Origin of the sequence: Cloacibacillus sp. An23 (assembly GCF_002159945.1) — a bacterium.
In the GTDB taxonomy this organism is placed as follows: Bacteria; Synergistota; Synergistia; order Synergistales; family Synergistaceae; genus Caccocola.
This window is the reverse complement of sequence record NZ_NFJQ01000008.1, coordinates 166,868-192,062: the sequence shown is the minus strand read 5'-3', so window position 1 is coordinate 192,062 and position 25,195 is coordinate 166,868. Positions and strand designations below refer to the sequence as shown.

Genomic DNA, 25,195 nt, shown 5'->3' with positions numbered 1-25,195 from the left:
TAGCTGCCGAATTTGTCTTCCAGTTCGCCTATCCAGATTTTGTGGCTGCCGTCTTCTTTCATCCTGCGGATGTCGCTTTCGGTGTATCTCCGCGCCGTTAGGTTGAACTGGTTGGTTTTCTGCGTAAGCTGCGCCGCGCGCGGGATGTCTTCTTCGGTTATCTCTCGTATGGTGAGTTTCATTTCCAGCGTCTTAAGGTACTCTTCTATGGATGGAGCCTCTTTTTTAAGTTCCGAGCGTTTGTGCTCTATCCGGTATTGCTCCGTCTTCTGCGTGTCTTCTTTCGTGAGTTTCAGCGTCGGGAAGTATTTCTTCCATATCTCTATGGCGAATTTTTCAAGGTTTGCGGTGTCTTTCGGGAATTCAGGCACGATTACCTGCGGCAGAGCCGTTTTTACCGCTTCTCTTTCTATCGGGTTGTCGTCTATGAATACGAACGAATCTAGGCCGATGTTGAGCTCTTTTGCCAGTTCGTCTATGTTGACCGGCTTGGGCTCCCAGTTGGCTTTTACGGCTACGAAGTCTTTTTCGCGCAGTATCATGTCGGGATGGTTGTTTATCCCGTCCATCGCGTCTTCCGGATTGTTTTTGGAGACTACCGCGAGTATCGCGCCTTCTTCTTTTATATCTTTTATTCTTTTCTGGAAGTCGCGGTAGCGCGAGCCTTCTTTCGTTGTGGAGAGTTCTATACCGCCTACCCCGTCTTCTCCTATGACTCCGCCCCAGAGCGTGTTGTCGAGGTCGAGCACTATGCATTTGGCTCTGCGTCCTTTGATGGAGTTCACTGCGTTTGATATTTCATCGGCTATCGCTTTTTCTCCGGTCATGGAGTAAGGGATGCTTCCCAAGTACCACATACGGGAGCTGTAGAATTTGTCGCGGCCTATATTTGTGGCCAGTTCCTTAATGTCCAGTACTGGTATTCCGTTTTCTTCAAGCGCGTCGAGCCAGTAGGATTCGGCCTTATGCTCTATCCTTGCCGATATGTACGGCTGTATCTTCTTTTGAGGAATGTCAAGAGAAGATACGAATATAGGAATATCTTTATGGGACGAAGCAAAGCCGATGATCACGGAGAGTGCTTCGTCCAATGTTTCTTTGGCTGAAGGCCAGTCTGTCGGGAAAGCGTCGCCCATGAGCTGCGTGCCGTCGAGAATAAGGAATACGCATTCGGGTATAGTGCCGCCGAAGGACGCGGAAAGCAGTTCCTGCACCCACGTGTTGTAGCCGGAAGAGGTGTAGATTTCTTCTCCGGTGAGTTTGGCTGCGGTCTGGGCCAAAGAATCTATTGTGACGTTCGAAAGCAGAGCAAGCATTTTTCTAGCCCTTATCCTCTTATCATGTGTCCGCCGTCTATTATGTAGGACTGACCCGTCGCCCATCTGCTTTCGTCGGAGAGAAGCCAGACGATCAAAGAGGCTGCGTCTTCCGGTTTGCCCAGGCCGAGCGGGTACGTCGCTTCAAACTGTTCTTTTCTGTCATAGGATAAATTTTTCATAAAGCTCTCAGACATTTCAGTCTTTATCATGCCGGGAACGACTATGTTCAGACGTATTCCTCTTGATACCAGCTCTGCGGCGGCGGGAGCAAGGAATCCTTCAATAGCTCCTTTTGTTGCACCGTACAACGACTGGCCGACAGAGCCTTCGTGTGCCGACAGAGACGAAATAAGTACGAACGAAGCGCCGTTTTCGCTTATCATTTTCTTTTTCGAGAAGCAGCGTATCAGCTCTATCGGCGCAAAGGTGTTGAGCGTAAAAAGCTCTTTCACTTTGTCAGGCTTGTTCATGGATATCGGCATGGTGAGCTGGGCTCCAGCCGTGTATACCATTCCGGAGATCGGGCCGGATTCCTGATTTACCTTTTCAGCGAATGCGGCTATAGCCTCCGTGTCCGAGAAGTCACATCCGTATATCTCCACGCCGCCGCCGTACCGTTTGTATTTTTCGGTCATGGCCTCGACGTTTCTAGCGGCAGCTATGACTTTATAGCCTCTGGCAAGCAGCATTTCCGCCGTCGCGAAGCCGATGCCTTTCGACGCTCCGGCTATGAGTATTTTTTTGCTGTTATTGTCAGCATTCATATTCGACCACTCCGGGGCAGCGGCACGGACCTAGTTCCATCGATACGGAGGCGAGCGAGAGTCCCGCTCCGAAACCGGACGCCAGTACTTTCAGGCTTTCCGTTTCTATTCTTTCGTGAAGCTCGGAGGCGAGCGTCACAGGGATCGTCGCTGAGCTTGAGTTGCCGTATTTCTGTATTGTCGTCGGCACTTTGTCCATCGGGAATTTCATTTTCTTTGCAACCTGGCGGATCATGAAGAGGTTCGCCTGGTGGAGGGCAAGCACATCGTAGCCGTCAGGCGCCGTTTTCGTTTCCTGCATTAGGAAGTCGAGGCACTTGGGGACTGAGCGCACGACGAAGTTGAATACTTCCATGCCGTCCATTTTCATGTCTATGCCGCGGCGGATTCCTCCGTCGGGATATTCTCTGTATTCGGCGCTGTGTGCGTTTACTCTGTTTCTGTAGCCGCCTTCGGGGATGATGAGCGCGTCGCGCTTGCTTCCGTCAGTTTCAAAAGCGAAGGTCCACAGCAAAGCGTTTTCGCACGGCTCTACTAGCGTAGCGGTTCCCGCGTCTCCGAAGAGGACGGCGGTGGCTCTGTCTTTGGGCGAGGCGAAGTGGCTGTTGGTCTCGCCGTCAAGGAGCAGGACGGGTTTGCGCATCGAGTTCGCCGCCATAGCGGCATTCCACAGGCCGTAGACATAGCCGGAGCATGCGAGGTTTATGTCAAAGGCGGCGAGTGCGTTTGAGAGGCCGAGCCTGTGCTGCGCAGAGGTCGCGTTGTTGGGCATGAGGAAGTCCGGCGACGATGTGACGAATATCACTCCGCCGATTTTCTCTTTGTCGTAACCGGAATGTTCGAAGAGACGCTCAGCCGCTTTGACGCACAGGTCGAGGGCCGTGACTTCGCCTTCGGGCGAGGTTCGCCTTTCCGCTACTCCGGTAGTCTTGATGACTCCGTCTATTTCGTCTCCGTAAAGCTCCGCCCCGGCTTCTTTGTTTGATACGGAGTGAGACGGCAGACAGGCGGCTAGTCCCGCTATCCTTACGTTATCGACTTGCGCAAGGGCGAAGTCCGGCATTCTATTCCACCTCTGCAAAGGCGATTATGTCGCCCACCGATTTGACTTTCGCGATTTTCTCGAGCGGCACGGATATTCCTTCTTCGTCCAGAGCCATGATTATCTGAAGGATTTTCAGCGAGCCGGCGTCGGAGAGCGAAGACGATGCGTCTGCCGAATACCCGAGAATATCCGACGCTACAGCTATGACCTTTGTTTCCATCTCTATTCGCCTTCTTTTGAGGCGGCCTTATACAGGTCCCCGACGGTGTGCATTTCAAGGAAATCGTCCACGGGGACGTTTACTCCGCATCTGTCCTGCATGAAGATGAGGATGCTGAATCCAGTGAGCGACGACCAGTAGTCCGCGGACTCACGGAAATCCGAGTCAAGGGTCAGCGTCGTGGGGTCGGCTTCCAGTATTTCTGCCAGTTCTTCTATGAATTGTTTGGTGTCCATCATAATTAGATATCCTCTCTTCTGTATCATATATACAATTTTTATTCAGCAAGTTTATTGTGTTACTTACATTTGAGCACTTTCGCAGGGCTGCCCATTGCCATTCCGCCATCGCAGACATCCCTGCAAACTACGGTGCCAGCCGCTATAGTTACGCTATTGCCAATGGTTTTTCCCTGCAGAACAAAACTGTGTGCGCCTATGAACGTTTCGCACCCAACTTTGACAAATCCAGAAACGGCGCATTGCGGCATAATTGAGCATGCTTTACCTATCACTACGTCATGCCCAATAACCGTGCCCACATTAAGGAATACGCCATCTTCAATAACGGCTTTAGTAGAAATGCTGCAAAAGTCCGTAACAACGATGCCTTTTCCCAATTTGCAGTCTTTATTGATGATTGCATGTTTGGACAGGATGTTAGGAAAAGATAAATTTCTATAACATTCTAGTTGGGTCAGCCGTTTATTTTTCTGGCGTGTATCTGTAAAACCGAAAACTACCGCCAAGTCGGCCGTTTTAAGATATTCAGGAGAAAACACAGGAATACCTTCAACCATGTCTGGTCTGTCGTCGCAATCGACGATAAAACCAACTACCCGCCACTCGTCAGCATAGTCGCGGCGTATCAGCGACAGGATTTCTCTCCCAAGTCCTCCTGCTCCGTATATGACTAGATTTTTTATATTTGTCATATCTTCTTGCCACCGTCCACGGTCAAAGCGGATTAGAGTTTGCTCTCTTTACCCATGTAGTACGGGAATATATATCTTGCGGGATCGCCGTAGACTGTGGCGTTGGTACGTTTTATGTCCCTGACGACTACTGAGTTGATGCAGACGCGTACTTCGTCTGCGACTTTCGCCCCGTTCTTTATCACGCAAGAAGAGCCAAGCCAGCAGTTGTCACCGACAACGCAGCTTCCTCCTATTTGAGTTCCTCCGGCGATAAAAGTATTCTTCCCGATAACTACGTTATGAGCCACCTGAACCAGATTATCTATCTTCGTATTGTCTCCAATGGTAGTGTCGTCAAGCACTCCACGGTCTACGCAGCTGTTGGCTTTTATTTCCACGTTGTCTCCGATGACGACGTTTCCCATGTGTACGACATGCTGCCAGAGGTTGCCGTCATCGAGGAAATAACCGTGGCCGTCAGCTCCGATTACTGCTCCGGCCCATATATGGCAGTTTTTGCCTATGGTCACGTCGTGGTATATGGTCACGTTGGCGTCTATTATTGTTCCGTCGCCTATACGGCATCCGTCTTCTATTACCGTATAGGGGCCTATGTAGACGTTCTCCCCTATGACCGCTGTCGGGCTTATCACCGCTTTATCATAGATGCCCGTTTTTCTTATCCTTCGGTTGAAATGATAGGCGACGGTCCCGAATACCCGTCTCGGATCCTGCACGTGAATCATTACAGTGTCTAGGTTAGGGTCATGTTCCTGCTCAGGCTGACAGAGGAGCACAGCCGCGTTGGGAATGGTGTCCGGCGAAAGCGTTTTCTGCGACCAGCATAGCGCGTCGGCTGACGGATGCAGCAAGGAAGCGAAACGTTTTATTTCCTTATCTCCGTCTGTCTTGACTTCGCCTATAAGCAGCTGTTTTTCTTTGAGAAATTCTATAAGCTCGCTCAGTTTAAACATATGCGTTCAACCTTTCTATTTTGCCTCTGTTTGTGTCAGCGTATTTCACGGATCAGAGAGAAGGCTTCCGCGGCTCTCTTGTTGACCGTCGATCCTCTGTATTTCGCAAGAGCTTCAAGGCTTTCAATTGATCTCGGATTTGGATACGGCGCAAGCTGGGACTGATAGAACCGCATCGCCTGTAATTTCTGATCCAAATAACCGCTTATGTCGTTATAGACCGTCGGAATGAATTCGTTGACGGTGTTAGGGATATCCCATCCTGTCTCCGACAACGTCTCATAAGCGTATATCCTTTTTGCCACGTGTTCGTATTTGGGACGCAGGGCAACCATGGCGGCGTCGACTATCATCTTGTGGTCGAGCTGCATGTCGCCCCTGTGGGGGATATACACTTCTTCCGGCTTTATACGCTGTACGACTTTACAGAGGCTGTCGTTGAGCTCGTGCCTTGGGACTTCTTCGAGCATGGCGGCGGGGAAGTCAAGGAAGATGGTTTCTTTTACCCCTAAATATTTATGGGCAGCTGAACATTCTTCCCTAACAATTTTCACACCTTCGTCGTTGAATAGAGGAAGTTTTCCTCTTGTCACGATGCAGACGTATACCTGGTTCCACGCTGCCGTATGTTTTGCGATTGTTCCACCGCATCCCAGTATTTCGTCATCCGGGTGCGGAGCTATTATCAGGACGTTCATCTCTGTTCTCCCTGCGCTGCCGCGTAAAGTTCTTTTTCTTTTTCACTGTTCTTTTTCGCTCTGACGGCAGTGTTGTTGTCAGTGCCGCTGCCGGCAGAGCCGGATTCTATCGTTTGTCCGGTATGAACACTGCCTGTGAATGCTTCCCTGTCAGGCGATGAGATAGTAATGAAGCCGCTTAAGACGTTGGGGATTGCGCGGAATATGATTTTTATATCTTCAAACAGCGTGATATGTCCGGCGTACCAGACGTCCCATTCGAACTGTTTTTCCCATGAAGTGGCGTGGCGGCCCATTTTTGTGAAGCCTATAAGCCCTGGACGGACATCGTGACGGTGTCTCTGGATTTCGTTGAATTTATCCAGATAGGAAGCAAGGAGCGGGCGCGGGCCTATCCATGAACAGGTTCCTTCCAGGATGTTGAAGGCCTGGAGGATCTCGTCAAGGCTGGTGCTTCTAAGCCATTTACCGAGTTTGGTCATGCGTTCCGCGTCCGGCAGAAGCTTGCCGTTTTTATCTTTAGCGTCGGTCATCGTCCGGAATTTATATATCCTGAATATTTTCTCGTCTTTACCGATGCGCTCCTGCGTAAAGATGATAGGACTGCCGAGGTTTATGCGGACTAATACAGCTATGATGAGATAGAGCCACCAAAAGAGTACAATCGTAAGAAGGGCCAGGAATATATCCAATGGCCTTTTGAGGTATCTCTCGTATGGTCCGTAAGGTATGTGTTTCTGTCTCATTTTGTTTACTGTCCTACCCGCTTCTAATCTTCTAGTTTCTTTTACGCTTATGTCTATGCCGACAGATATCTTTTCAGCGCTTCAATCACGTAGTCCTGCTCATCGTCTATCATGGCGGAAGCCGACGGCAGGCATAGACCTGTGTTGAAGAGCCTGTCTGATACGCTGCCGTTTTCTCCGTCTCCGTGAGTGAAGTATTTAGCGTTCATCTGCTTGAAGTACGGCTGGAGGTGCATGGGTTTCCAGACGGGACGTGTTTCTATGTTCTGTTCGTTCAGGTAGTTGAGCACGTCCATGAATGTTTTGCCTGTTATTTCTTTGTCTATCGTTATAGCTGTGAGCCATTGGATGGAACGGGCTTTCGGCGTCTCGGGCATCAGGGTTATGCCGGGGATTTTTTCAAGTTCCTGTTTGTATTTGCTGTATATGGCTCTTCTTCTGTTTATGCGTTCTTCAAGATGGAGCATCTGGCCTCTGCCTATGGCGGCGAGGATGTTGCTCATCCTGTAGTTGTAGCCTATTTCGGTGTGTTCGTACCACGGCGCTTTGTCTCTGGCCTGGGTGGACCAGAATCTGGCTTTTTCTATGTATTCTTCGTCGTCGGAGAGGAGCATTCCTCCGCCTGATGTGGTTATTATTTTGTTGCCGTTGTATGAGTAGACTCCTACTTTGCCGAAGGAGCCGCATTTTTTGCCGTCGTATGTGGCGCCCAACGCTTCGGCGGAGTCTTCGAGTATAGGAACGCTGTATTTGGCGCAGATTTTTTGTATCTCGTCTATTTTGGGCGGCTGCCCGTAGAGTTCGGCGACTATAACGCATTTGGGCATTCTGCCTGTTTTTTCAGCGTCGTCGAAGGCTTTCTGAAGTGCTGTGGGCGACATATTCCATGTCTCTTCGTCTGAGTCGATGAAGACGGGGACGGCGTTCTGGTACATAGCCGGAGCTACCGAAGCTATGAAGGTCAGTGTGGAGCAGAAGACTATATCTCCGGCCTGCACGTTGAGCAACCTGAGGCCGAGGTGTATAGCGGCGCTCCCGCTGGAGAGTGCAAGCGCCGATTTTACTCCGGCGTATGCCGCGGTCTCTTTTTCAAATGCGTCGACATGCGGGCCGAGAGGCGCTATCCAGTTGGATTCGAATGCGTCTTTTACGAGCCTCAGCTCGTCTCCGCTCATGTGCGGGTATGATAGTAGGATTCGTTTTTCGGGTTTTGTCTTCATCTTTGCTTCATGTCTCCTGTAACGGTCTGGTTCCGTTTGCTATCTGTCGTACATTTCTTCTATCAAGTCTCGTTTTATATGTATTCATGTTCGCGCCTATGGCGTTCAGCGCGCTTAGTTTGCTTACCTGTTCGCTTGAAAGTTTTCCCTAACCGATAAGGGGAGTAACGCCGATGTATTGCCACTCAAAAAAATAAGAAACTGCGGACATTGCTGTAACTTCAAATAGTTAGAATATTTATTTAATTTATATTGATAGTTATGCATATTTTTTATCTCACAATACAGCTATATTGTTTATTTAAGATGTCTATTTTTGATACCTGTTGCTGTGACAATTTCCCATGTCTTATAAGAAAACGCTGTCTCACGAGCCACTGGCGTAAGCTGTGGCTTGGGGGAAACTCCGCTTTTAAAGATGCCGTATCGTTTATTTGCTTCATCTTTATGAGCATTTCCGTTGCTGCTTTATATTTTTCTTCCCATGCCTTTTCAGCGGGCGTACGCCAGTCCATACCAAGGGTTTCAAGCTGGCGAATCTGGTCTTGGGTAAGTACTTTAACTATGTTATTAGATTCGCCGCGGTAGGCCCTTCTGCATTCGTAGAGCCATTTGCCTAGCCATATTCCGTCGGTCGTCACGTAGTGCTGCGGGACGTTGAGGTCGCCGTGTTCGGCTTTGTATTCTCTGCACGCGGCGATGCGTCTGCTCCACGAGTCTTCTTGTTCCCATTTGAAGCCGAGAGTATCAAGCTTTGCTTTACGTTCGGGCGTAAGCTTGGTAGACGATCTTCCGGTTTTGTCGGCCGGCTGCACATGTCCCTTGAGCCATTTGCCTAGCGGGAAACCATCTTCGGTTACATACATGGTCGGTACGTCAAGATTGCCGTATTCAGCGTAGTATTCCTTTGCTTTGCTGTAACCGTATTCCCAGCGCCGGGTAAAAGCGTCCTGCCAGTTCATGCCTATTGCATCAAGACGCTGTATCTGCTCTTGTGTGAGAGACGTCGTGTTTTTTAGTCTTCCGTCTCTGGCTTTGCGTATTCTTCTGATCCACGCGCCTACACGAAGCCCTTCAGCGGTTGTGTAGCCGGCGGGGATGTCGATGTTCCTGTGTTTTTCGTAGTATTCGACGCAGGCCTGGTAGTATTTTTCCCACCGGAAGTCTATCTTGTCCCAGATCATGCCGAGTTTATTGAGCATGGTTATACGCTCGTCGGTGAGATAATAGCCCCTGCGGAGGTTGTTTTTCGCGGTGCGGAGGTTCGATATCCATGCGCCGAGTTCTATACCGTCAGGCGTAACATACCTTGCATTTATATCGATGTTGCCGTTGTCATACTTGTATTTGCATAAGGCGCCGTAGTACTTTTCCCACGCTTTGTCGTATTTGCTATGCCAGTCCATTCCTATGGCGTTCAGCTTCTGGATTCTTTCTTCCGTGAGTACGCCGTGTATCTTTCCGGCTTTGACCAGTTTTTGTGTGTTGAGCCACGAGCCTAGGGCGTAGCCTTCGGGGGTTACGTAGCGTCTTTCTATGTCGAGGTTGTGGTGCTTTTCGTAGTAGGCTTTTGCCAGTTTATACATGGAGTCCCAGCTGGCGGATAACGTCTCTTCGAGTTCGCAGAAGAGCTGCCTGCTGTCCCTAGTTTCATCTGTTATGGTGAATGTCTCGTTGACTATTTTATCTTCCTGTCCCGTGCCTCTGTAGTAGTTTATGGCTGTGTTCATCTCTTCCTGTACTGCTGAGATGGAGTACAAGTTTTCTATGTTGTTTACTATATCGATTATTACGGGTACTTTACTTTTATCTTTACCGCTTTTACCGGAGGATAAAGCTCTGCCTATCTGCTGTTTATAGACTATTGGAGATACCGTAGGACGCAGGAGTATTACGCCCGATACTCCGTCTACGTGGATGCCTTCGTTGAGCATGTCGATACAGAGCAATAGCTTTAAGTGGTCCGTATCGTCTTGCCTAAATGAGTCAAATGCCTTTGATGATTCCGCGTCTTCGGAGTAGGCTTTGTAGATTACTGGAGTACTGTCTACTCCTTTGAACCATTCGTGGATATGCGTCTCCGTTTCGCGCAGGTGTTCTACGTTTGAGCAGAAGACTATGTATTTGCCTTGTTTATCTTTTATATGTTTGGCAAATACCGCATCCAAGCCTTCCGCGTTTTCTAAAGAACGGCGGAGTGCGTCGAGCTTTTTCTGGGCTTCGTCTCTGGTTGCCTTTGTCTTAGCCCTGCGGATGCGGCTCTGGTATTTTTCTATGTCCTTCGAGCAGGAGTAGATAGAGAGTACGTATTCGGGAGGCGTTAGTATGCCTCTGACTACGGCTTCGCCTAATGTCATTTCGGAAGCGACATTGCTGTCGAAGAGTTCGTCGGCCATGTCGCGGCGGTTGTCCAAGTAGCGGATGCTTGTAGCAGAGAGACCAAGCACGGGGACGTTTGGATAGGCGTCGAATAATCTCTCAACGCCTTTGCCCCACATCTCGGCTCCTACGCGGTGGAATTCGTCCAGGATTATGTACGACGGCTTGAGTTCGTCGATTGCTTCCATATCAAACTGCATGAGCTTGGCGTAGGTGCGGAATTCGACGTTGCAAGGTTCATAGCCGCAGACGGATTTAATGTTCTCCAGCTGCGTGCGAAAGATATATTCGCTCGGCGAGAGCCAGAGTATGCGCGACGATGGATTGTCCTCCGCGAGCTTGAAGGCGATGAAGGATTTACCGGTGCCGGTGGGGTGCACAACTGCGGCTTTGCCGCGTTCGGCGAGCATGGAGACTGCTTTGTCGTATGCTGTTTGATTGTGTTCGAACAGATCTATCATCGCAGCCTCACCTCCGTATCGTCACGTACCCTCTCGCCCGAAGTGGCGAATAATGCGTACCTTTTTCGCCAGTACACGATTGACTTTTACAGAAGGTGTTGTAATAATATGGAGAAGCCAAGCGATGTTTTTGGCTGTTGTTTAATGTATTTAGGCGCGTTTTATAAAGCGATGTTGGGTGGCGAAAAAGGTACACCTTTTTCGCCACTTATACGTTTCAGAATAGCATGAACGTAGATCTGGGTTATGTTTTCTCCATACATTCATTTATGGAAAATATATACTTCGACACGAGGATTCATGTTCTTATCATATCGCGCGATAGTACAGAAGAATTCTCTTTGCCTTTTTTATTTCCCAATAATTACCGCAAAAGTAAATTGCTTTGTATAACCTATGTAATGTTGGATCGGCACGTTTCCGGCAAGAGCAGTAACTGACTGAAACGCAGGCGTTATATAGTCAAGATAAGTCTCAATTGTTTGTTCCTTGTTTACGGATGCAGCAATCTGTATGTCCTACTGCGCAGTAGAGCCGGCTGCACAAGAATGCGCCCCCAAAAGGAATATGTTCCATTTACAATAGAACGTCACGAATTTTATGGTCTAAATAGTAATTGCTGCCGCGCTTGAAACACGGCGGCGGCGTTCCCGCCTCGCGCCCCGCGTATTCGCTTTCACTCCATTTTCGAAGTGTGATAGGCGCTATGGCAGATATCCCGCCGTCTCCGCCTCGGTCAGCCGTTCCTTCTCCGTCGCCGAACTGAACATCTCTGCAGCTTCCTTTTTATTACGTATTCCCATTGCTTCTAATCCTCCGTACCGAATTCTTACCGGCTATCAAGAACCGGTTTTCTTTCCATTGTTATGTTGGCATATTCAGAGATTGCTAAACAAGCATTCGTTTTAAAATAGGATAAGGAATGACATATTGCTGATGTTCGGGAGTTCTATTTTTATGAAAAACTTGGAGAGGTCATTCTGTTGCGGAATCTGCATTATGAATTTTTTGCTACCGAGATGCTACCGGAAATTTGGGGGATATATAAAATAAAAACGGCCCAAAGCCTAAAAGCTCTGAACCGTTGGTATGACTTGGCGGAGGCGTGTAGGAATCGAACCTACCAGAGCAGCTTCTAACCACTCTCACCGGATTTGAAGTCCGGGCCCAGCACCAGCTGAAACGCACCTCCGCGCGGCGACTGGTACAGTCTAGCAGAAATTCGCCGCCTGCGCAATCACGGAGGCGCAAATTATTTTTCTTTCCGGCGCCGCAAATGTGCGCAAGTAATACGTTTTTCCACGTTTTTTAAGATAGTATAATAATGATATAATAAATAGCATTGAACGAAACAATTACGACGAATTTATATCAAGCCCTTCGCAGGGATAGGGGGAATGTCCAGATGAAATATCCGAACATGACGGTCAATATCTTCGTAAGAAGGCATATGCAGGACGGGAGCATGACGGTCGTACCCTGCACCATGTCGCTGCTTCCGCCAGAGGAAGCCGATGACGCCGTGAGGATTCACGACGAGGTGGCGCACGGACTCAGCGAGGATATTTTTATTCCAAGTTCCAGGGAAGAGATCGAGAGATATTTAGGCCCGGAAGGGCTCGCCGTCGGCATCAAACACGAGGGACGGCTGATTTCGCTAAGAACCGCCATTACCGGCGAGGATTGGGTTCGCTATACGGCTAATGGGATGGGGCTGCCGCCCGGCGAGGCGGAGAACGCCGCATGCACCGGCTTCTGCGTCGTTCATAGGGAGTTCCGCGGCAATAACGTGCAGTTTCTAAGCCAGTATTACGCGGAGAATCTCATCGCGTCACACCGAGACGCAATTCTCACCACGGTGTCGCCTCACAATATTTTCAGCTTGCAGAACGTTCTAAATTGCAATTACCGCATCGTCGCGCTGAACGAAATTTACGGAGGGCATCTGCGCTACGTCCTAAAGAAAGAATTCCGCTCTGAGTTCCCGCTGTGGACGCACTGGCATATGCAGATCCCCATACGCGACATAGAACGTCAGCGCAGGGCGCTCGCGGCCGGCGCCGTCGGCTATAAGCTCGTGAGGAAGCCGAGCGGCATGCACGTGCTTTACGCCGCGGCAAGCAGGACCCCGTGCTCGGCGAAGGATCTCCGCATCGACTAGAAGATCCGCACCGTAAACGCTTTTCCGGCCTTGACATCTTATTTTCGGTGACGCGGGATGTATTTTTTAGGTAAGCTTGCGGCCGACATCGTGCGCCTTATAGGCGGGGTTATAGACGATGAGGGCGTCACTGTGAGCGTGGCCGACACCGACGGGCGCGTCGCGGCGAGCGGCGATCCGCGCAGGACCGGTACGGCCGACTGCGCCGCGAGGCTCGCCGCGGCGCAGAACCTTTCGGAACTTGAGATAAGGTACGACGGAGAGTTCGAGGGGGCGCTCGAAGGGATCGCCATTCCGGCGAGCGTGCGCGGCGAGACGGCCGCGGTCACGCTGCTATCAGGCCCGCCCGCAAAAGTCAGGCGGTATGCCGGCATCGTCAAGAAGATGACCGAGATATTGATTCTCGAAAGCGTCCTCTCCGAGGAAACGGATATGGAGCTGCGCGCGCGGACGCGTTTCCTCAACGAGTGGATACACGGCGCGCCGCGCATGCCGCTCGGCGTGCTTATAAACAAGGGGCTCCAGTTCAACATCGACATAACCTCGCCCCGCCGCCTTATGCTCGTATCGGTCATACCGCGCGACAGCGGCGCGGACGCAGCGAGGCTCCAGCGGGCCGTGGACGCCGCGGAGAAGAAGATACACGAGTCGCTGCTCCGCCATGAGGAAGGAAGCCTCGTGTTCCGTTCGGAGAACCATCTAGTCTGCCTCCTGCCGTCGGCTTCCGACGAAAAAATGCTGTCCGTCGCCGTGCGTCTCAAGGCCGGCGCTGAGAAGGCGGAGGAGGTTACGCTCGCCGTAGGGATAGACGCTCCGGCCGGCGACTGGCGCCAGATGCCCGCCGCGTTCTCGTGTGCGGAAAAAGCGCTCGGCGCCTGCCTGCGTTCGCCGAGCCGCCAGCCGCGGCTATACGAGAGCCTTAATATGGAAATTTTCGAAAGCGAACTCTCCGACATGACGAAGCTTGAATTTATACGCCGCATTTTCAGAGGCTGCTCGCCTGATGAGATCGCCGAATACGCGGCCATGCTCGAGGCCTACTATGACTGCGAGGGCTCTGTGACGAAGGCCGCCGGACGCCTTCTCATACACAAAAACACGCTGCAGTACAGGCTGAAGAAGCTTGCGGAGCGTACCGGCTACGATCCACGCTCTATCAAATACAGCTCGCTCTACTATAACGCAGTGCATTTTTACAGAGATTTAGGCAATATACTATAATTTAGATATTTTGACTGTTTTTTATACCAACACGAGACATAATAGTTGTTATATATAACATTGTAAACTTTTTCGCGAGGGGATACAATAGCCGGCGTGCTGCGGCAATGGCACTAATATTTTTTTATAGGGGGTCGTTCAAAGATGACAGGCATACCGCTTATTATTATGTTTGTAGTGGCAGTCATCGCGATGATCGTCGCAATTTCAAAGTTCAAGATCCATCCGTTCCTTTCCATTATGACGGTCTCTCTGTTCTTCGCGCTGGTCGCAGGAATACCGCTGAAGGACATTCCGGGGACTATCGGGACAGGGTTCTCGGGTACGTTTACGAGCATAGGCATCGTCATCATACTCGGAGCCCTCACCGGGTCGCTGCTTGAAAAGACCGGGGCCGCGCTCAAGATGGCGGACGTCGTCGTCAAGCTCGTCGGCAAGAAGAACCCGGACCTAGCGATCCTAATCATGGGCTGGATAGTTTCAATCCCGGTCTTCTGCGACAGCGGATTCGTCATACTGAACCCGATAAGAAAGGCTCTCGTCAAGCGCACCGGCGTTTCAAGCGTAACTATGACGGTAGCCCTTTCGATGGGTCTTTATATCTCCCACTGCTTCATACCGCCGACGCCTGGCCCGATAGCCGCGGCGAACCTTCTCGGCGTGGGAGACGAGCTGCTCCTCGTCATCGTGCTCGGCGTAGTTCTGTCGATTCCTCCGCTTATTGCGGGCTATATATTCGCCAAATACATTGGGAAAAAGGTCAAGTCGAAGGACGAACTCGCTGAAGAGTCAGGCAGCGAACCGGTGAAGACTTACGAAGAGCTGCTTAAGGAATACGGGCAGCTTCCGGGCGCAGTCGCTTCGTTCGCCCCTATCATCGTCCCGATCATTCTGATGGGAGTAGCCTCCGCCTGCGCCATGGCTAAGATTGACATTCCGTTCATCACGTTCCTCGGTACGCCGATAATAGCCCTCGCCGTCGCCGTCGTGCTCGGCGTGATACTGCTCGTACAGGCCGGTAAGACTTCCGAATTCTACAATATGACTAACGAGACGCTTATGGTGGTCGGCCCGATACTTTTCGTAACGGCTGCCGGAGGCGTCCTCGGAAAGGTCATCAGCGTTTCCGATATGGTTCCGTTCATAATGCAGCACTCGAACGTGCTTGAGACGGTCGGCATATTCTTCCCGTTCATCCTCGCCGCCATCCTCAAGACGGCTCAGGGCTCATCCACGGTCGCTATCACTACTACAGCCGGTATGCTCGCCCCTGTGCTTCCAGCTCTCGGCCTCGCCACACCGACGCTTTCAGCGCTTTGCGTAATAGCGATAGGCGCCGGCGCAATGACAGTCTCGCACGCGAACGACTCCTACTTCTGGGTCGTTACGAACTTCGGCGAGATGAAGGTGGAGGACGGATACAGAACTCAGACGATAGGCACGCTCGTCATAGGCTTGGCCTCGATGGTCGGAGTCGTCATCGCCTACATGATACTCGCGTAAATGAAGCCGGCGGCTGAGAAGCAAGAGCCGGCCGGCAAATAAGCATCAAAATCAAGCCGCCGCTTATGATGAAAGCGGCGGCTTTTTTTGATGTTTCCGAATCCTTTATTTTTTTGCAAGAAGCCTTAGAGCAAGCCCGGCGAAGTCCAGTAACGGGAAAACCAGCCCCAGCGCGCGTCTGCCGGAAAGTCCGGCTGCGGCTCCTGCAAGCGCCGACAGGGCTACGCTTTTCCCGGGGTGATCTTGCATTATCACTGACGGGCGCAGCCTGTCAGTCGCGGCGGCGAAGTCGCGCTTCGCTTCGGCCAGAGATTTACAGCCCGCCATCTGTACCGTCCTCCCCATGCGTCCTGTTTTCCGCGCCTGTACGCGCGGCCCGGCGCAGCAGCGTCAGCCCTCCGGCGCAGAACGCCGCGGCTGCGGTCAACGCGGCCGCTGGCCGCCCTATCAGCGGCGCCGCGAATGCGAAAAAGGCGAAGCCGGCTGCCAGTACGGCGGCGAACAGCATCAGCCCGCCGAAGAACAGAAGAAGCGCGCGCCGAACGGCGGCTTCTGCCTGGCTGCGGAATTCGCGCCCTTCGGCTTCAAGCAGCTCGAAAAAGCTGAGTACTGCGGCGGCGAACCTGTTCACTGCGAGAATCCCGGCGTTCAGCGCTTCCTGTCGAGCAGCACGGCCGCGGCAAGGCCGGCGCCGAAGGCGAGAGCGAGCGACGCGCCGGGATGCTTGCGTATCTTGTCGCATATGAGCTCTTCCAGCTCGCGGCCTTCGCCCTTATACTTTTCAAGGAAAGGTTCCAGCTCCTCGTAAAGATGCTTCGCCTGCGCCTTGGCGTTCGCCTCAAGCGCATGTAGCTTCTCCCCGCGCGCTTCTTCGTGACGCGCCGCAAGCTTTTCTTCAAGCTCTGCGATCTTCGCCTCGAGTGCTTCGATCTTTTCCCGTCCCTCGAGGACTGCGTTTTCGTCGTTCATATATATGCTCCTCCTTCCGCACGGCTCCGAGCCGTATCCGTTTTTCATTATAACATTGCATTGACTTTTGTTGATAGCCGCCGGTAAAGATAATAAAACATTCACGGAGCTTCGCCGCCGAATGCTCCCCTTCATTCATACCTTAACCCGTTGCCTATCGAGTCCGTTGTCCGCGCATATGATAAAGGAGCCCGGGCTTACGTCCGGACTCCTTTCTGTGCAGCCTTATGGTTTCTTGAGCTTTCTCTACTCTTCGCCGAGAGAGATGAATAGCGTCTGTCCGCCGCGTGAGACGAGGAAGCCGAAGTTCTTCGTCTTTTCGTTCATCATGCGCTCCCAGTCCGCTATGGAGTTTATCTTCTGGCGGTTTATCTCAAGGATCACGTCGCCGGCGCGAAGCCCGGTGCGCTGTCCGCGCGAACCGCGCTCTACCGAGACGACGACCACGCCGCCGCTCTCGGAAAGGTTATGCTCCTCGCTGAACTCCGGGCTGTTGGGGACTACCGTTATGCCCATGCGCTTTGATTCCGCCGGAGCCTGCTGGCCGCCGCCTTTTCCGCCGCGCTGTCTGCCGTTCTCGATGGTCTTCGCGCCGCTCACGTCGCCGAGCGTTATCTCAACGTTCATCTTCTTGCCGTCACGGTATATCTCGAAGTTCACCTTGTCGCCCGCAAGCTTGTTGCGCACCGCGTAGACGACGTCCTCGCTGCTCTTGACGTCCTTGTCGCCTATCTTGACTATAACGTCGCCGCGCTTGAGGCCGAACTTCTCCGCCGGCGAGCCGGGCTGTATGTCGGCTATTATAGAGCCTTCCTTGACCGGTATCTTATAGGCTTCGACAAGCGGAGCCGTCAGAGGCTGCACCGTCGCGCCGAGCCAGCCGCGGCGCACTTCGCCGTGCTTGATGAGGTCGTCCATGACCTGTTTCGCCATGTTGATAGGTATGGCGAAGCCGATGCCCTGCGCGTAGGGGATTATAGCCGTGTTCATGCCGATGACGCTGCCGTTCATGTCGATGAGCGGCCCGCCGCTGTTGCCTGGGTTGATCGCAGCGTCGGTCTGAAGGAATCCCTGGAAGTTGACCCCAGGGGCCTGCAGCGTCCTGTTCTTGGCGGAGACTATGCCGGCCGTTACAGTGCTGCCGAAGCCGTAGGGGTTGCCTATGGCCACTACCTGCTCGCCGACTTCGGTCGCGTCGGAGTCTCCGAGCGGAAGGAAGGGAAGGTCTTTAGCTTCAATCTGTATGACTGCTAGGTCGAACGTCGGGTCCTGGCCAACCTTCTTCGCGTCGAAGGTACGCCCGTCGAGCATAGTGACGCGTATTTTTTCCGCATCCTCGACGACATGGTTGTTGGTCAGTATATAGCCGTCCCTGCTCACTATGAACCCAGAGCCCTTGCCGCGGCGCGGAACCTTCCTGGGCTGCTGCGGGCCGAAGAACTCTTCGCCGAAGAACTCGTCGAAGAACGGATTGCCCTGGAACGGGTTCATCACCGGCTGCTGCGTAACCATGCTCTCCACGTCGATGTTGACGACCGCTGGCGAGCTTCTTTTGACTATAGCGACGAGAGGATTCTTCACGTCCTCAGTCCCCGGCAGAGAGGCTACGGCCTCGCCCGCCGGATTCGTCTGCTTCACGACGCCGGACTCTCCGAGCGTATATCTCGTCGCTATATATGAGCCGGCCGTGCCGCCGGCGAACAAGATAAGCGCCGCGAGAGCGGCCGTACCGAACTTTTTAAATTTTTCCAAACTGGAACACCTCCGTAATACTTCTCGCTTCAACAATATGTACTGCCCTGCATAGTGGATATAATAGCATAAGGTCAACGAAAGTCAATAAAGTTTGACGAGAATCGGCGGCGAATTTTCAGCGGCGCTCCGCGAGACGCCGCTTGACGGTGCGGCACAGCCACGCCGCGCCGGCTATGATCCCGGCGGCCCAGACGAAGGCGTTGACGTTCATCAGCCCGTCTGCGTATAGCTGCCGGCGCGGGTCGGACAACAGCCTGTAAAGGCCGTATAGAATCAGCATGAACGGAAACAGCACGCCGCCACGCCTGCGAGCATCCTCGGGCAGCGCCGCGCTTAGAAGACAGAGAAAAACCGCTATGCAGAGGGAGGCCGCGGATTCCGCCGGCTGCGAGGGAAAACGCCAGAAATTCGGCGCGTCCGACGGAAAGTGCAGCCACAGCGCCGGAGGCTCGGAGTAAAAGCCGCCAGCGCCGGAGCAGCAGCCCTCGAGCAGACAGCCGACTCTGCCGAGCGCGAGCATCGCGGCGAGCGGGACCGACGCCGCGTCGGCGAACGCGTCGGCGCTCGCGCCGAGCCGGCGCAGCCGCCAGAGGCCGAATAGACCGCCGCACAGCAGTCCCCCGGCGGAGTACAGCCCGCGGAAGATTTCGGAAAACTCTATGCGCCCGTCCAGATAGAGCGGAATACGCTCTATTATCCCCGGGATGAACGAGCCGAGGATACCGGCGCAGTAGACCCATACGAGGACGGACGAGACGGCGCGGTCGTCCATGCCGTAGACGCGCGACGCGCGGCGGCGCGTCCACACGACGAGCAAAAAAAGGGCGGAGGCCCACAGCAGATAATAGCTGCGGATCTCCGCTCCGAAAATCTCAAAGAGTACCGGGCGCATCACGTCCCCCGGCTAGCTGTACCTGCGGCGCTGAGGCCTGCGTCCCCTCTCGCGCTTCTGCGCGCCTCCGACGGGGCAGACGAGCACGCGGCGCAGCGGCTCCTCGCCGACCGAACGCGTCTCGACGTCCCTGTCGTCGCGCAGAGCTATGTGGATTATGCGGCGCTCCCAGCTCGACATCGGCTCGAGGCTCACGGGCGAGCCCTTACGCTTAGCCTCCCGCGCTATCGACTCGGCGAGGCGGCGCAGAGTCTGCTCCCGGCGCGCGCGGTAGCCGCCGCAGTCGAAGCGCACGCGGCGCGTAGACATATCGTCGTGGCAGACGAGGTTGGTTATATATTCAAGCGCCTTCAGAGTCTCGCCGTAGCGTCCTATCACGACCCCGGCATCCTCGCCGACCAGATTGATGATGCCGTCGTCGGTGAGCTCTGGAATGAGGTCGAGATCCATTTTATCGAGCACCTCGTTGACGAAATGGCACGACTTTATATAAGAGACCGGGGCGAACGGCGCGACCTCGACCTTATAAGTAGAGCCGAGAAGCCCGAAAAGCTTCTTATCCTCGGAAAGCACGGTCGCGTCAACGTCGTCCGGCTTAATTCCCCAGATTTCCGCTCCCTTGGCCTTCGCCTCTTCCACAGAGGAGCATTCGAGCACGCGGCTCTCTATCTCCGGCATCGGCATAAGTTCTGTATCGGAAGTATTTTTCATAGACTATTCCTCGTCGTCGTCATCGTCGCCGACGCGCTGCGCGCTCACCGGCTTGTTCTTATGGAGCGTCGGCTTTATAGCCATCTCCGCCTTCGTCTTCTTCATGACGAAATACTGCTGCGCTATGCCTATCAGAGATGAAAGCCCCCAGTAGAGCATTACGCCGCCAGGCATCGAAAGGCAGATGAACGCCATGAATATAGGCATGATCGTGTTCATCATAGCCATCTGCGGGTTGTTGCCGGCGCCGGAAAGCTTCTGCTGCGCCCACGTGAGGAATGAAATCGCTATAAGCAGCGCGAGGTTGCCGAGATAGAGCCCGGCGTTGGCGAGCCCGGCCGGATTACTGAAAATACCGGAGAGAACGGCGAACAGGCTGTATATCCCGTCCGGGCCGGGAGCGACGCCGACGGCCTGGCCGAGCCCCGCCGTCGCGGACGATCCGAGCAGGACGCCGCAGAACGAAGTACCTGAAAAATCGTAAGAGTTAAGAACCTTGAAAAGAAGTATCAGTATAGGGAGCTGAACGAGAATCGGCAGACACCCCGCGGCGGGGTTCACCTTATATTCCTTGTAGAGGCGCATCGTCTCCTGATTCAGTTTCTCACGGTCGTGACCGTATTTCTCCTGGATAACCTTGAGCATCGGCTGTATCTTCTGCATGTGCTGCATACTGACCATCTGCTTCTGGTTCAGAGGATAGAGCGCCACCCTGACGATGAGGGTGAGGATGATTATCGCCAATCCGTATGAATTTGTGATGCCGTACAGGAACTCAAGGAAAGAAAGAAGGAGCTGGCCTGCCCCATTCCAAATACCACCCAAAATTTCCACCTAACCTTTCGAAGTCCGCTCCTTCTGCCTCAGGAGCTTTCCCAGCCATTTCCGCGCCTCAATGTCGCGGCGTTCCGGCACGGGGTCGTAGCCCCCCTCGTGCCACGGGCCGCATTTCAGCAGCCGCGACGCCGCGAGGCACAGCCCTATCGCGGGGCCGTACCTGTTCAAAGCCTCAGCCGCGTATTCCGAACAGCTCGGATAAAAGCGGCACTTTCCGCCCCCGAGCATGGGGGACAGAACCGTCTGATAGACGCGGACGGCGAAGATAAGGAGCCAGCCTGCCGCACGCCCGATCAGCCGCGTCTTGAATCTACGCTCCAATCGGCGCCGGGCCAGTCCTTCGCAAGAAGCCCGCGCCTCTTCATGCACGCCGCGAGGTCGCTGTAAACGTCGCGCGCGTTCGCTTCAAGCCCCGACGCGCGCAGCGACGCGACTATCCACACGCCGTCCCTCGTCCAAGGCAACAGACGGCGGACGGCTTCGCGCAGCACACGCCTTCCGCGCACCCGCTGCGCGCCGCAGGCTATCTTCTTGCCTACAGCGACGCCGGCGAGCGCCGGCCCCTCGGCGTTCGTTACATACAACAACCGCACCAGCGCGCCTGAATCGCGACGTCCGGTGCGGAAAACAAAATCAAACTGCCAGCCTTTCTTAAGACGCGCGGCAGATGAAAACCCAAAATCCACCAGAACTAGACGGCGAGGCGCGCCCTGCCCTTACGGCGGCGGTTCCTAAGAATACGGCGGCCGCTCGGCGTCGCGGAGCGCTCCAGGAAGCCCATAGCGCGCTTCCTTCTCAGATTGTGCGGCTGAAACGTCCTTTTCACAGACAACACCTCCTGCGTAATTGCTTCATTCTAAAAGGTTCAAATTCTATACAGAATTATCATTGTACGGTTATTCCCCAAACAACCTGTTAAATATAGCATAGAGGCGGCGTTAGGGCAAGGAAAGCGACAAAATTTCCGCGGAAAATTTTTAAAGTATTGCGCACGGGCCATATTTTATGGTAAGATTCCCCTTGTCTTTGTGAAGGAGGTGACGGCATTGCCAAACAAGAAATCAGCTAAAAAACGAGTCCTGGTCACTGAGAGAAACCGCATCTACAACCGTTTCTGGAAGACCCGCTGCAAGAACGCGGTGAAGAAACTCCTCGAAGCGGTGGAAAGCAAGGATCTTGAACTTGCGACGAAGAGGCTGAACGAGGCTCAGAGCGTACTGGACAAGGCGGTAGTAAAGGGCGTCGTCCACCGTAACACAGCCGCTCGCCGCAAAGCGAGCATCACGGCTAAAGTCAAAGCCCTCCAGGCCTAGGCTTCACACACAACCATTATAAAAGGAAACGGCGGAGCGCTCGCACGAGGCTCCGTTTTTTTCGTACTCTGCGCATGGCGCTGAAAACGCCGCGCTGCTGCGGGTAGGCCGTGCGGCGCGGCGTTTTTGCGTTTTTTGTATTGTTGCGCCCTTCAGCGCCCGACCTGACGCTGCTGTTCGGCGTTGTATCGGTCTCCCGTCACGGGAATCGCGGCTACGGCGTCCTCCAATTCCTTCCATTCAGCGCCGGAACAGGCGAAGTCTAGCGTGCGGAGGTTTTCTTCGAGGTGAGACGGCTTAGTCGTGCCGGGGATGGGGACTAGCCACGGCGCTTTGTGCAGCAGCCAGCCGAGAGCGGCCTGCGACGCGGTCATTCCGCGCATGCGCCCGAAGCTCTGGAGCGCGGCGGCTATTCTCGTGTTCGCACGTATCGCATCGTGAGTGAAGCGCGGCAGCGTCTGGCGGTTGTCATTGCCAGGGCCGAACACGGTGTACTCGTTGATGCCGCCGCCGAGGAAGCCGCAGTTCATCGGGCTGTACGGTACGAAGCCTATCCCGAGCTCGCGGCAGACATCGAGCACTCCGTTTGTCTCGACGTCGCGGAACATCAGGTGATATTCGCTCTGTACCGCAGTCAGAGGACAGACGGCGTGGGCCCTGCGTATCGTTTCGGCGCTCACCCCGCACATCCCCCAGCGCAGCACCTTGCCCTCCTTTATGAGCTCCGCCACATTGCCGGCGGCCTCCTCGGCCGGCACTTCCGGGTCGGCGCGGTGCTGATAGAAGAGCGGCAGCGCGTCGAGCCGCAGACGCTTCAGAGAATCCTCGCAGTAACGGCGTATCGTCTCGGGACGGCTGTTCTGCCGTCCGGTCGCCTTGCCGTCTATCGCCTCGTGTCCGAACTTAGTTGTCACGCTTATCCTGTCCCTAAACTGCAACAGCGCCTCGCCAGCAAGCAGTTCGTTCGTGAGCGGGCCGTATATTATCGCAGTGTCGAAGAGCGTCACTCCGCGGTCGACGGCCTCGTGAAGCAGCCTTATGCACTGCGCCTTGTCCGGGTGCGCGCTGCGGTTGTAGGTCATGCCCATCAAGCCGAAGCCGAGCGCCGAGACGGTCATCGCCGCCTTCCCGCTTCCGAGCGTCCTCTTCGGCAATTCGCCGCGCGCCGCGCTTTTCGCCCTTTCCGCCGCTTTCGCCTCGCCCGCCGCGAATCCGCCGACGCTCGCGGCCGCCCCGGCGAGCGCCATCGTTTTCAGAAAATCCCTGCGGCTCACCGCCCCGGCCCGCTCTTTCGTTTCGTCTGTCATTTCGCTTCTCCTTCTCTTTCTTCCGCGCAAAACGTCTAATAGCCTAGCTGTTTCAGCCATTCCGTTATCTTTCCCCTAGCGCCCGCGACGTCGTCGCGATAGACGCCTACGTGCCCCTTCATCTCAGCCGAGGCCGGAAGCGCGGCGCGCAGCTCGCGGATGCTCTCCGCCGCCCCGCCGGTGCCGTAGGTGCAGAATGGGATTATCGTCTTGCCGCTCATGCCGTACTTCTCGATGAAAGTAAAAACCGGCATCGGCGCGGTGCAGCCCCAGTTCGGATAGCCGAGGAAAATCACGCCGTACTCGCCCGCGTCTATGCCTAAGTCTTTTATCGCGGGGCGCGCGCCGCTCTGCTTTTCCTCGCGCACGCGCGCAAGACATTCGTCGAAATCGGAGGGATACGGTTCCTCTGCGATTATCGGGAAGAGCGTGCCTCCGGTCTCCTCCGCTATCCACGAGGCGATCAGCCCCGCATTGCCCGGAGGCGCGAGGCTCGCGGAGGTCACCGCGTCCACCTCCGCCGCGCCGCTCGGGCGCGCGTTCTCCGCCCATGTGAAGTAGGCCACGAGTATCCGTTCCCCGCGCGCTTCGTCTCCCGGCGCATCGCATCGGGCCGCGCCCGCCAGCAGGGCCGCGAGCGCCGCGCAGAGAAAAATCCCGCAATATCTTGAAAACTTCATGCAGTGAGCCTCCGCCTCTACTCGGCAGCCGCGAATGTGAAATCCTCGCGTCCGCCGAGCGTGTCGAAGATTTTCAGGTCGGAGGTGACGCGCCCTATCGGTATGACCTCCATCGTGAGGTTCGGGCGGTCCGTCTGCGCGTAGAAAATAGCGAGAGTGTTGTTCGTCGGGCTGTAGGTTATGTCTCCGTCGTCGAAGCGCAGGCGGCCCTCGGCCTCGGTCTGCGGCGTGAAATCCAAACCGCCGTAATACTCGCGCCCGCCGTAGCCGACCATCGAGACGGTCAGCGGCATACGCGCGGCGATCTCGCGCGCGAGCGGAGTGTCGAAGAGCACGCCGTAGAGGCTGCGCCCCGCCGCCGTAATTGTAATTTTCCGCGTCTCCGCCGCCTCGGCCTTGCGCGCCATGCCTATCGAGCGCAGCCACTCGATTATGCGCCCGCGCGCGTCCGGCACGCCGCGCGCATCTATGTCTATTCCTTCATGCCGCCCGGCATCTGGCGCGGCGGAGAAAATTTCGGCGTAGCTGCGCCCGCTTCCGTAGCCGTCGTGAGTGCAGAAGGGTACGACGGTTTTTCCCGCGAGGCCGCCGCACTCCTTAATGAAAGACACTACGGCGCGCGGCGCTGTGTTCGCCCAGACGGGATAGCCTATGAACACGGCGTCGTACTCCGACATATCGGGCAGAGCGCCTGAGAGCGGCGACAGATAGCCCCTGTCTATCTCGTCGTGATTCGCCTCTATTACCGCGTCGAAATCCGCCGGATATTTGTCAGTCGTGCGTATAGCGTAAAGCTCGCCGCCCGTCAGCCCGCCCACCACCCGCGCGGCGTACTCGGTCGTCCCAATGCGTGTGCCGCCCGTTTCAAGCAGGCTCGCGGAGGACGTCGCGTCCGCGCCCTCTGGATACCCAGAATTACCCCACAGCGAGAAATAGGCTACAAGCACGCGCCCCTCGCCCGAAGCGCGCGCCGAACCGCCGCACAATGAAACGGCGCATAGTGACAATACCAACAACAGCAGCATGAAAATCTTCTTCATCCAGCACAACATCCTTTCGCCGCGCGAAAGCGGCTGAAATTCGTGGCGCGCAGCGATTTTCATG

Annotated in this window: 28 protein-coding genes and 1 tRNA gene; 4 read left to right on the top strand and 25 right to left on the bottom strand. The window is 54.5% G+C overall.

All coding sequences use genetic code 11. The features are described from left to right. The 12 genes from B5F39_RS09670 to B5F39_RS09615 form a co-directional block, all read right to left on the bottom strand. Positions 1–1,316: HAD-IIIC family phosphatase (locus B5F39_RS09670; RefSeq protein WP_087366634.1), on the bottom strand; the 1,316-nt coding region annotated here is incomplete at its 3' end. Positions 1,317–1,327: 11 nt separating this feature from the next. Then, positions 1,328–2,083 carry an SDR family oxidoreductase gene (locus B5F39_RS09665; RefSeq protein WP_087366631.1) on the bottom strand — a complete coding sequence of 252 codons (756 nt, stop codon included), beginning with the start codon at positions 2,081–2,083 and terminating at the stop codon, positions 1,328–1,330. Then, positions 2,073–3,146 (bottom strand): ketoacyl-ACP synthase III, encoded by a 1,074-nt coding sequence (locus B5F39_RS09660; RefSeq protein ID WP_087366629.1) that lies wholly within the window; start codon positions 3,144–3,146, stop codon positions 2,073–2,075. The genes B5F39_RS09665 and B5F39_RS09660 overlap by 11 nt, the downstream gene beginning before the upstream one ends. A gap of 1 nt (position 3,147) precedes the next feature. Continuing rightward, a complete protein-coding gene (locus B5F39_RS09655; RefSeq protein ID WP_087366626.1) occupies positions 3,148–3,348 on the bottom strand; it encodes a phosphopantetheine-binding protein in 201 nt (66 codons plus the stop codon). Between the two features lie 2 nt (positions 3,349–3,350). Further along, a complete protein-coding gene (locus B5F39_RS09650; RefSeq protein ID WP_239391208.1) occupies positions 3,351–3,587 on the bottom strand; it encodes an acyl carrier protein in 237 nt (78 codons plus the stop codon). 59 nt (positions 3,588–3,646) lie between these two features. Then, the gene (locus B5F39_RS09645) at positions 3,647–4,282 is read right to left on the bottom strand and encodes a NeuD/PglB/VioB family sugar acetyltransferase (protein ID WP_087366623.1); all 636 of its coding nucleotides are present in this window, start codon (positions 4,280–4,282) and stop codon (positions 3,647–3,649) included. Positions 4,283–4,314: 32 nt separating this feature from the next. After that, positions 4,315–5,238: a UDP-3-O-(3-hydroxymyristoyl)glucosamine N-acyltransferase gene (locus B5F39_RS09640; RefSeq protein ID WP_087366620.1), complete on the bottom strand. Its 924-nt coding sequence runs from the start codon at positions 5,236–5,238 to the stop codon at positions 4,315–4,317. Between the two features lie 35 nt (positions 5,239–5,273). After that, complete coding sequence (locus B5F39_RS09635) at positions 5,274–5,936, bottom strand: PIG-L deacetylase family protein (protein ID WP_087366617.1); 663 nt, start codon at positions 5,934–5,936, stop codon at positions 5,274–5,276. Then, a complete protein-coding gene (locus B5F39_RS09630; RefSeq protein ID WP_087366614.1) occupies positions 5,933–6,682 on the bottom strand; it encodes a sugar transferase in 750 nt (249 codons plus the stop codon). The genes B5F39_RS09635 and B5F39_RS09630 overlap by 4 nt, the downstream gene beginning before the upstream one ends. Positions 6,683–6,735: 53 nt before the next feature. Next, positions 6,736–7,902 (bottom strand): aminotransferase class I/II-fold pyridoxal phosphate-dependent enzyme, encoded by a 1,167-nt coding sequence (locus B5F39_RS09625; RefSeq protein WP_087366610.1) that lies wholly within the window; start codon positions 7,900–7,902, stop codon positions 6,736–6,738. 272 nt (positions 7,903–8,174) lie between these two features. Continuing rightward, complete coding sequence (locus B5F39_RS09620) at positions 8,175–10,742, bottom strand: Helicase associated domain protein (protein ID WP_087366608.1); 2,568 nt, start codon at positions 10,740–10,742, stop codon at positions 8,175–8,177. A gap of 1,095 nt (positions 10,743–11,837) precedes the next feature. Then, positions 11,838–11,934: transfer RNA gene (locus tag B5F39_RS09615), tRNA-Sec, on the bottom strand. Between the two features lie 213 nt (positions 11,935–12,147). On the opposite strand from B5F39_RS09615, the gene B5F39_RS09610 reads away from it, so the two are divergent. The 3 genes from B5F39_RS09610 to B5F39_RS09600 all read left to right on the top strand — a co-directional run bounded on the left by B5F39_RS09610 (position 12,148) and on the right by B5F39_RS09600 (position 15,627). Continuing rightward, entirely contained in the window at positions 12,148–12,903 is a 756-nt protein-coding gene (locus B5F39_RS09610) for a hypothetical protein (RefSeq protein ID WP_087366604.1), read from the top strand. A 57-nt stretch (positions 12,904–12,960) separates the two neighbouring features. Beyond that, on the top strand, positions 12,961–14,124 hold the full coding sequence (locus B5F39_RS09605; protein WP_087366601.1) for a sugar diacid recognition domain-containing protein: 1,164 nt from the start codon (positions 12,961–12,963) through the stop codon (positions 14,122–14,124). Between the two features lie 144 nt (positions 14,125–14,268). After that, positions 14,269–15,627, top strand: coding sequence for a GntP family permease (locus B5F39_RS09600; protein ID WP_087366599.1), 1,359 nt, complete (start codon positions 14,269–14,271; stop codon positions 15,625–15,627). A 105-nt stretch (positions 15,628–15,732) separates the two neighbouring features. Here B5F39_RS09600 and B5F39_RS09595 read toward each other — a convergent pair whose 3' ends face one another. The 10 genes from B5F39_RS09595 to rpmH all read right to left on the bottom strand — a co-directional run bounded on the left by B5F39_RS09595 (position 15,733) and on the right by rpmH (position 21,617). Next, positions 15,733–15,954 (bottom strand): hypothetical protein, encoded by a 222-nt coding sequence (locus B5F39_RS09595; RefSeq protein ID WP_087366596.1) that lies wholly within the window; start codon positions 15,952–15,954, stop codon positions 15,733–15,735. Further along, a complete protein-coding gene (locus B5F39_RS09590; protein ID WP_087366594.1) occupies positions 15,941–16,258 on the bottom strand; it encodes a hypothetical protein in 318 nt (105 codons plus the stop codon). The genes B5F39_RS09595 and B5F39_RS09590 overlap by 14 nt, the downstream gene beginning before the upstream one ends. A gap of 17 nt (positions 16,259–16,275) precedes the next feature. Next, positions 16,276–16,596, bottom strand: coding sequence for a hypothetical protein (locus B5F39_RS09585; RefSeq protein WP_143330711.1), 321 nt, complete (start codon positions 16,594–16,596; stop codon positions 16,276–16,278). Between the two features lie 246 nt (positions 16,597–16,842). After that, positions 16,843–18,348 carry a Do family serine endopeptidase gene (locus B5F39_RS09580; protein WP_087366588.1) on the bottom strand — a complete coding sequence of 502 codons (1,506 nt, stop codon included), beginning with the start codon at positions 18,346–18,348 and terminating at the stop codon, positions 16,843–16,845. 118 nt (positions 18,349–18,466) lie between these two features. After that, the gene (locus B5F39_RS09575; RefSeq protein WP_087366585.1) at positions 18,467–19,243 is read right to left on the bottom strand and encodes a prolipoprotein diacylglyceryl transferase family protein; all 777 of its coding nucleotides are present in this window, start codon (positions 19,241–19,243) and stop codon (positions 18,467–18,469) included. Positions 19,244–19,255: 12 nt separating this feature from the next. Continuing rightward, positions 19,256–19,954, bottom strand: a complete 699-nt coding sequence (jag, locus tag B5F39_RS09570) for an RNA-binding cell elongation regulator Jag/EloR (protein ID WP_087366582.1) — start codon at positions 19,952–19,954, stop codon at positions 19,256–19,258. A 3-nt stretch (positions 19,955–19,957) separates the two neighbouring features. Beyond that, complete coding sequence (locus B5F39_RS09565; protein ID WP_087366579.1) at positions 19,958–20,779, bottom strand: YidC/Oxa1 family membrane protein insertase; 822 nt, start codon at positions 20,777–20,779, stop codon at positions 19,958–19,960. Positions 20,780–20,788: 9 nt separating this feature from the next. Further along, positions 20,789–21,112 carry a membrane protein insertion efficiency factor YidD gene (gene yidD, locus B5F39_RS09560; RefSeq protein WP_087366576.1) on the bottom strand — a complete coding sequence of 108 codons (324 nt, stop codon included), beginning with the start codon at positions 21,110–21,112 and terminating at the stop codon, positions 20,789–20,791. Then, the gene (locus B5F39_RS09555) at positions 21,085–21,477 is read right to left on the bottom strand and encodes a ribonuclease P protein component (protein ID WP_239391207.1); all 393 of its coding nucleotides are present in this window, start codon (positions 21,475–21,477) and stop codon (positions 21,085–21,087) included. The genes yidD and B5F39_RS09555 overlap by 28 nt, the downstream gene beginning before the upstream one ends. Positions 21,478–21,482: 5 nt before the next feature. Beyond that, the gene (gene rpmH, locus B5F39_RS09550) at positions 21,483–21,617 is read right to left on the bottom strand and encodes a 50S ribosomal protein L34 (RefSeq protein WP_087366572.1); all 135 of its coding nucleotides are present in this window, start codon (positions 21,615–21,617) and stop codon (positions 21,483–21,485) included. A gap of 220 nt (positions 21,618–21,837) precedes the next feature. Between rpmH and rpsT the strand changes: the two genes are divergently transcribed. Continuing rightward, positions 21,838–22,104, top strand: coding sequence for a 30S ribosomal protein S20 (rpsT, locus tag B5F39_RS09545; protein WP_087366569.1), 267 nt, complete (start codon positions 21,838–21,840; stop codon positions 22,102–22,104). 152 nt (positions 22,105–22,256) lie between these two features. On the opposite strand, the gene B5F39_RS09540 is transcribed toward rpsT, so the two are convergent. From B5F39_RS09540 to B5F39_RS09530, 3 genes are read right to left on the bottom strand one after another with little or no spacing between them, the layout of a single operon-like run. Beyond that, positions 22,257–23,411 (bottom strand): aldo/keto reductase, encoded by a 1,155-nt coding sequence (locus B5F39_RS09540; protein WP_087366566.1) that lies wholly within the window; start codon positions 23,409–23,411, stop codon positions 22,257–22,259. A gap of 35 nt (positions 23,412–23,446) precedes the next feature. Then, the gene (locus B5F39_RS09535) at positions 23,447–24,091 is read right to left on the bottom strand and encodes a flavodoxin (protein WP_087366563.1); all 645 of its coding nucleotides are present in this window, start codon (positions 24,089–24,091) and stop codon (positions 23,447–23,449) included. Positions 24,092–24,108: 17 nt separating this feature from the next. Next, the gene (locus B5F39_RS09530) at positions 24,109–25,194 is read right to left on the bottom strand and encodes a cyclophilin-like fold protein (protein ID WP_087366560.1); all 1,086 of its coding nucleotides are present in this window, start codon (positions 25,192–25,194) and stop codon (positions 24,109–24,111) included. Position 25,195 lies beyond the last annotated feature (1 nt).

What these genes read in the sequence shown, in the direction of transcription:
- B5F39_RS09540 (WP_087366566.1), bottom strand. Translation starts at nt 23,411, where the DNA reads ATGACAGACGAAACGAAAGAGCGGGCCGGGGCGGTGAGCCGCAGGGAT.
- B5F39_RS09605 (WP_087366601.1), top strand. Translation starts at nt 12,961, where the DNA reads ATGTATTTTTTAGGTAAGCTTGCGGCCGACATCGTGCGCCTTATAGGC.
- B5F39_RS09640 (WP_087366620.1), bottom strand. Translation starts at nt 5,238, where the DNA reads ATGTTTAAACTGAGCGAGCTTATAGAATTTCTCAAAGAAAAACAGCTG.
- B5F39_RS09620 (WP_087366608.1), bottom strand. Translation starts at nt 10,742, where the DNA reads ATGATAGATCTGTTCGAACACAATCAAACAGCATACGACAAAGCAGTC.
- B5F39_RS09595 (WP_087366596.1), bottom strand. Translation starts at nt 15,954, where the DNA reads ATGGCGGGCTGTAAATCTCTGGCCGAAGCGAAGCGCGACTTCGCCGCC.
- B5F39_RS09535 (WP_087366563.1), bottom strand. Translation starts at nt 24,091, where the DNA reads ATGAAGTTTTCAAGATATTGCGGGATTTTTCTCTGCGCGGCGCTCGCG.
- B5F39_RS09575 (WP_087366585.1), bottom strand. Translation starts at nt 19,243, where the DNA reads ATGCGCCCGGTACTCTTTGAGATTTTCGGAGCGGAGATCCGCAGCTAT.
- B5F39_RS09645 (WP_087366623.1), bottom strand. Translation starts at nt 4,282, where the DNA reads ATGACAAATATAAAAAATCTAGTCATATACGGAGCAGGAGGACTTGGG.
- B5F39_RS09660 (WP_087366629.1), bottom strand. Translation starts at nt 3,146, where the DNA reads ATGCCGGACTTCGCCCTTGCGCAAGTCGATAACGTAAGGATAGCGGGA.
- B5F39_RS09655 (WP_087366626.1), bottom strand. Translation starts at nt 3,348, where the DNA reads ATGGAAACAAAGGTCATAGCTGTAGCGTCGGATATTCTCGGGTATTCG.
- jag (WP_087366582.1), bottom strand. Translation starts at nt 19,954, where the DNA reads ATGAAAAATACTTCCGATACAGAACTTATGCCGATGCCGGAGATAGAG.
- B5F39_RS09610 (WP_087366604.1), top strand. Translation starts at nt 12,148, where the DNA reads ATGAAATATCCGAACATGACGGTCAATATCTTCGTAAGAAGGCATATG.
- B5F39_RS09635 (WP_087366617.1), bottom strand. Translation starts at nt 5,936, where the DNA reads ATGAACGTCCTGATAATAGCTCCGCACCCGGATGACGAAATACTGGGA.
- B5F39_RS09625 (WP_087366610.1), bottom strand. Translation starts at nt 7,902, where the DNA reads ATGAAGACAAAACCCGAAAAACGAATCCTACTATCATACCCGCACATG.
- B5F39_RS09665 (WP_087366631.1), bottom strand. Translation starts at nt 2,083, where the DNA reads ATGAATGCTGACAATAACAGCAAAAAAATACTCATAGCCGGAGCGTCG.
- B5F39_RS09650 (WP_239391208.1), bottom strand. Translation starts at nt 3,587, where the DNA reads ATGATGGACACCAAACAATTCATAGAAGAACTGGCAGAAATACTGGAA.
- B5F39_RS09530 (WP_087366560.1), bottom strand. Translation starts at nt 25,194, where the DNA reads ATGAAAATCGCTGCGCGCCACGAATTTCAGCCGCTTTCGCGCGGCGAA.
- B5F39_RS09630 (WP_087366614.1), bottom strand. Translation starts at nt 6,682, where the DNA reads ATGAGACAGAAACACATACCTTACGGACCATACGAGAGATACCTCAAA.
- B5F39_RS09600 (WP_087366599.1), top strand. Translation starts at nt 14,269, where the DNA reads ATGACAGGCATACCGCTTATTATTATGTTTGTAGTGGCAGTCATCGCG.
- B5F39_RS09585 (WP_143330711.1), bottom strand. Translation starts at nt 16,596, where the DNA reads ATGAACGACGAAAACGCAGTCCTCGAGGGACGGGAAAAGATCGAAGCA.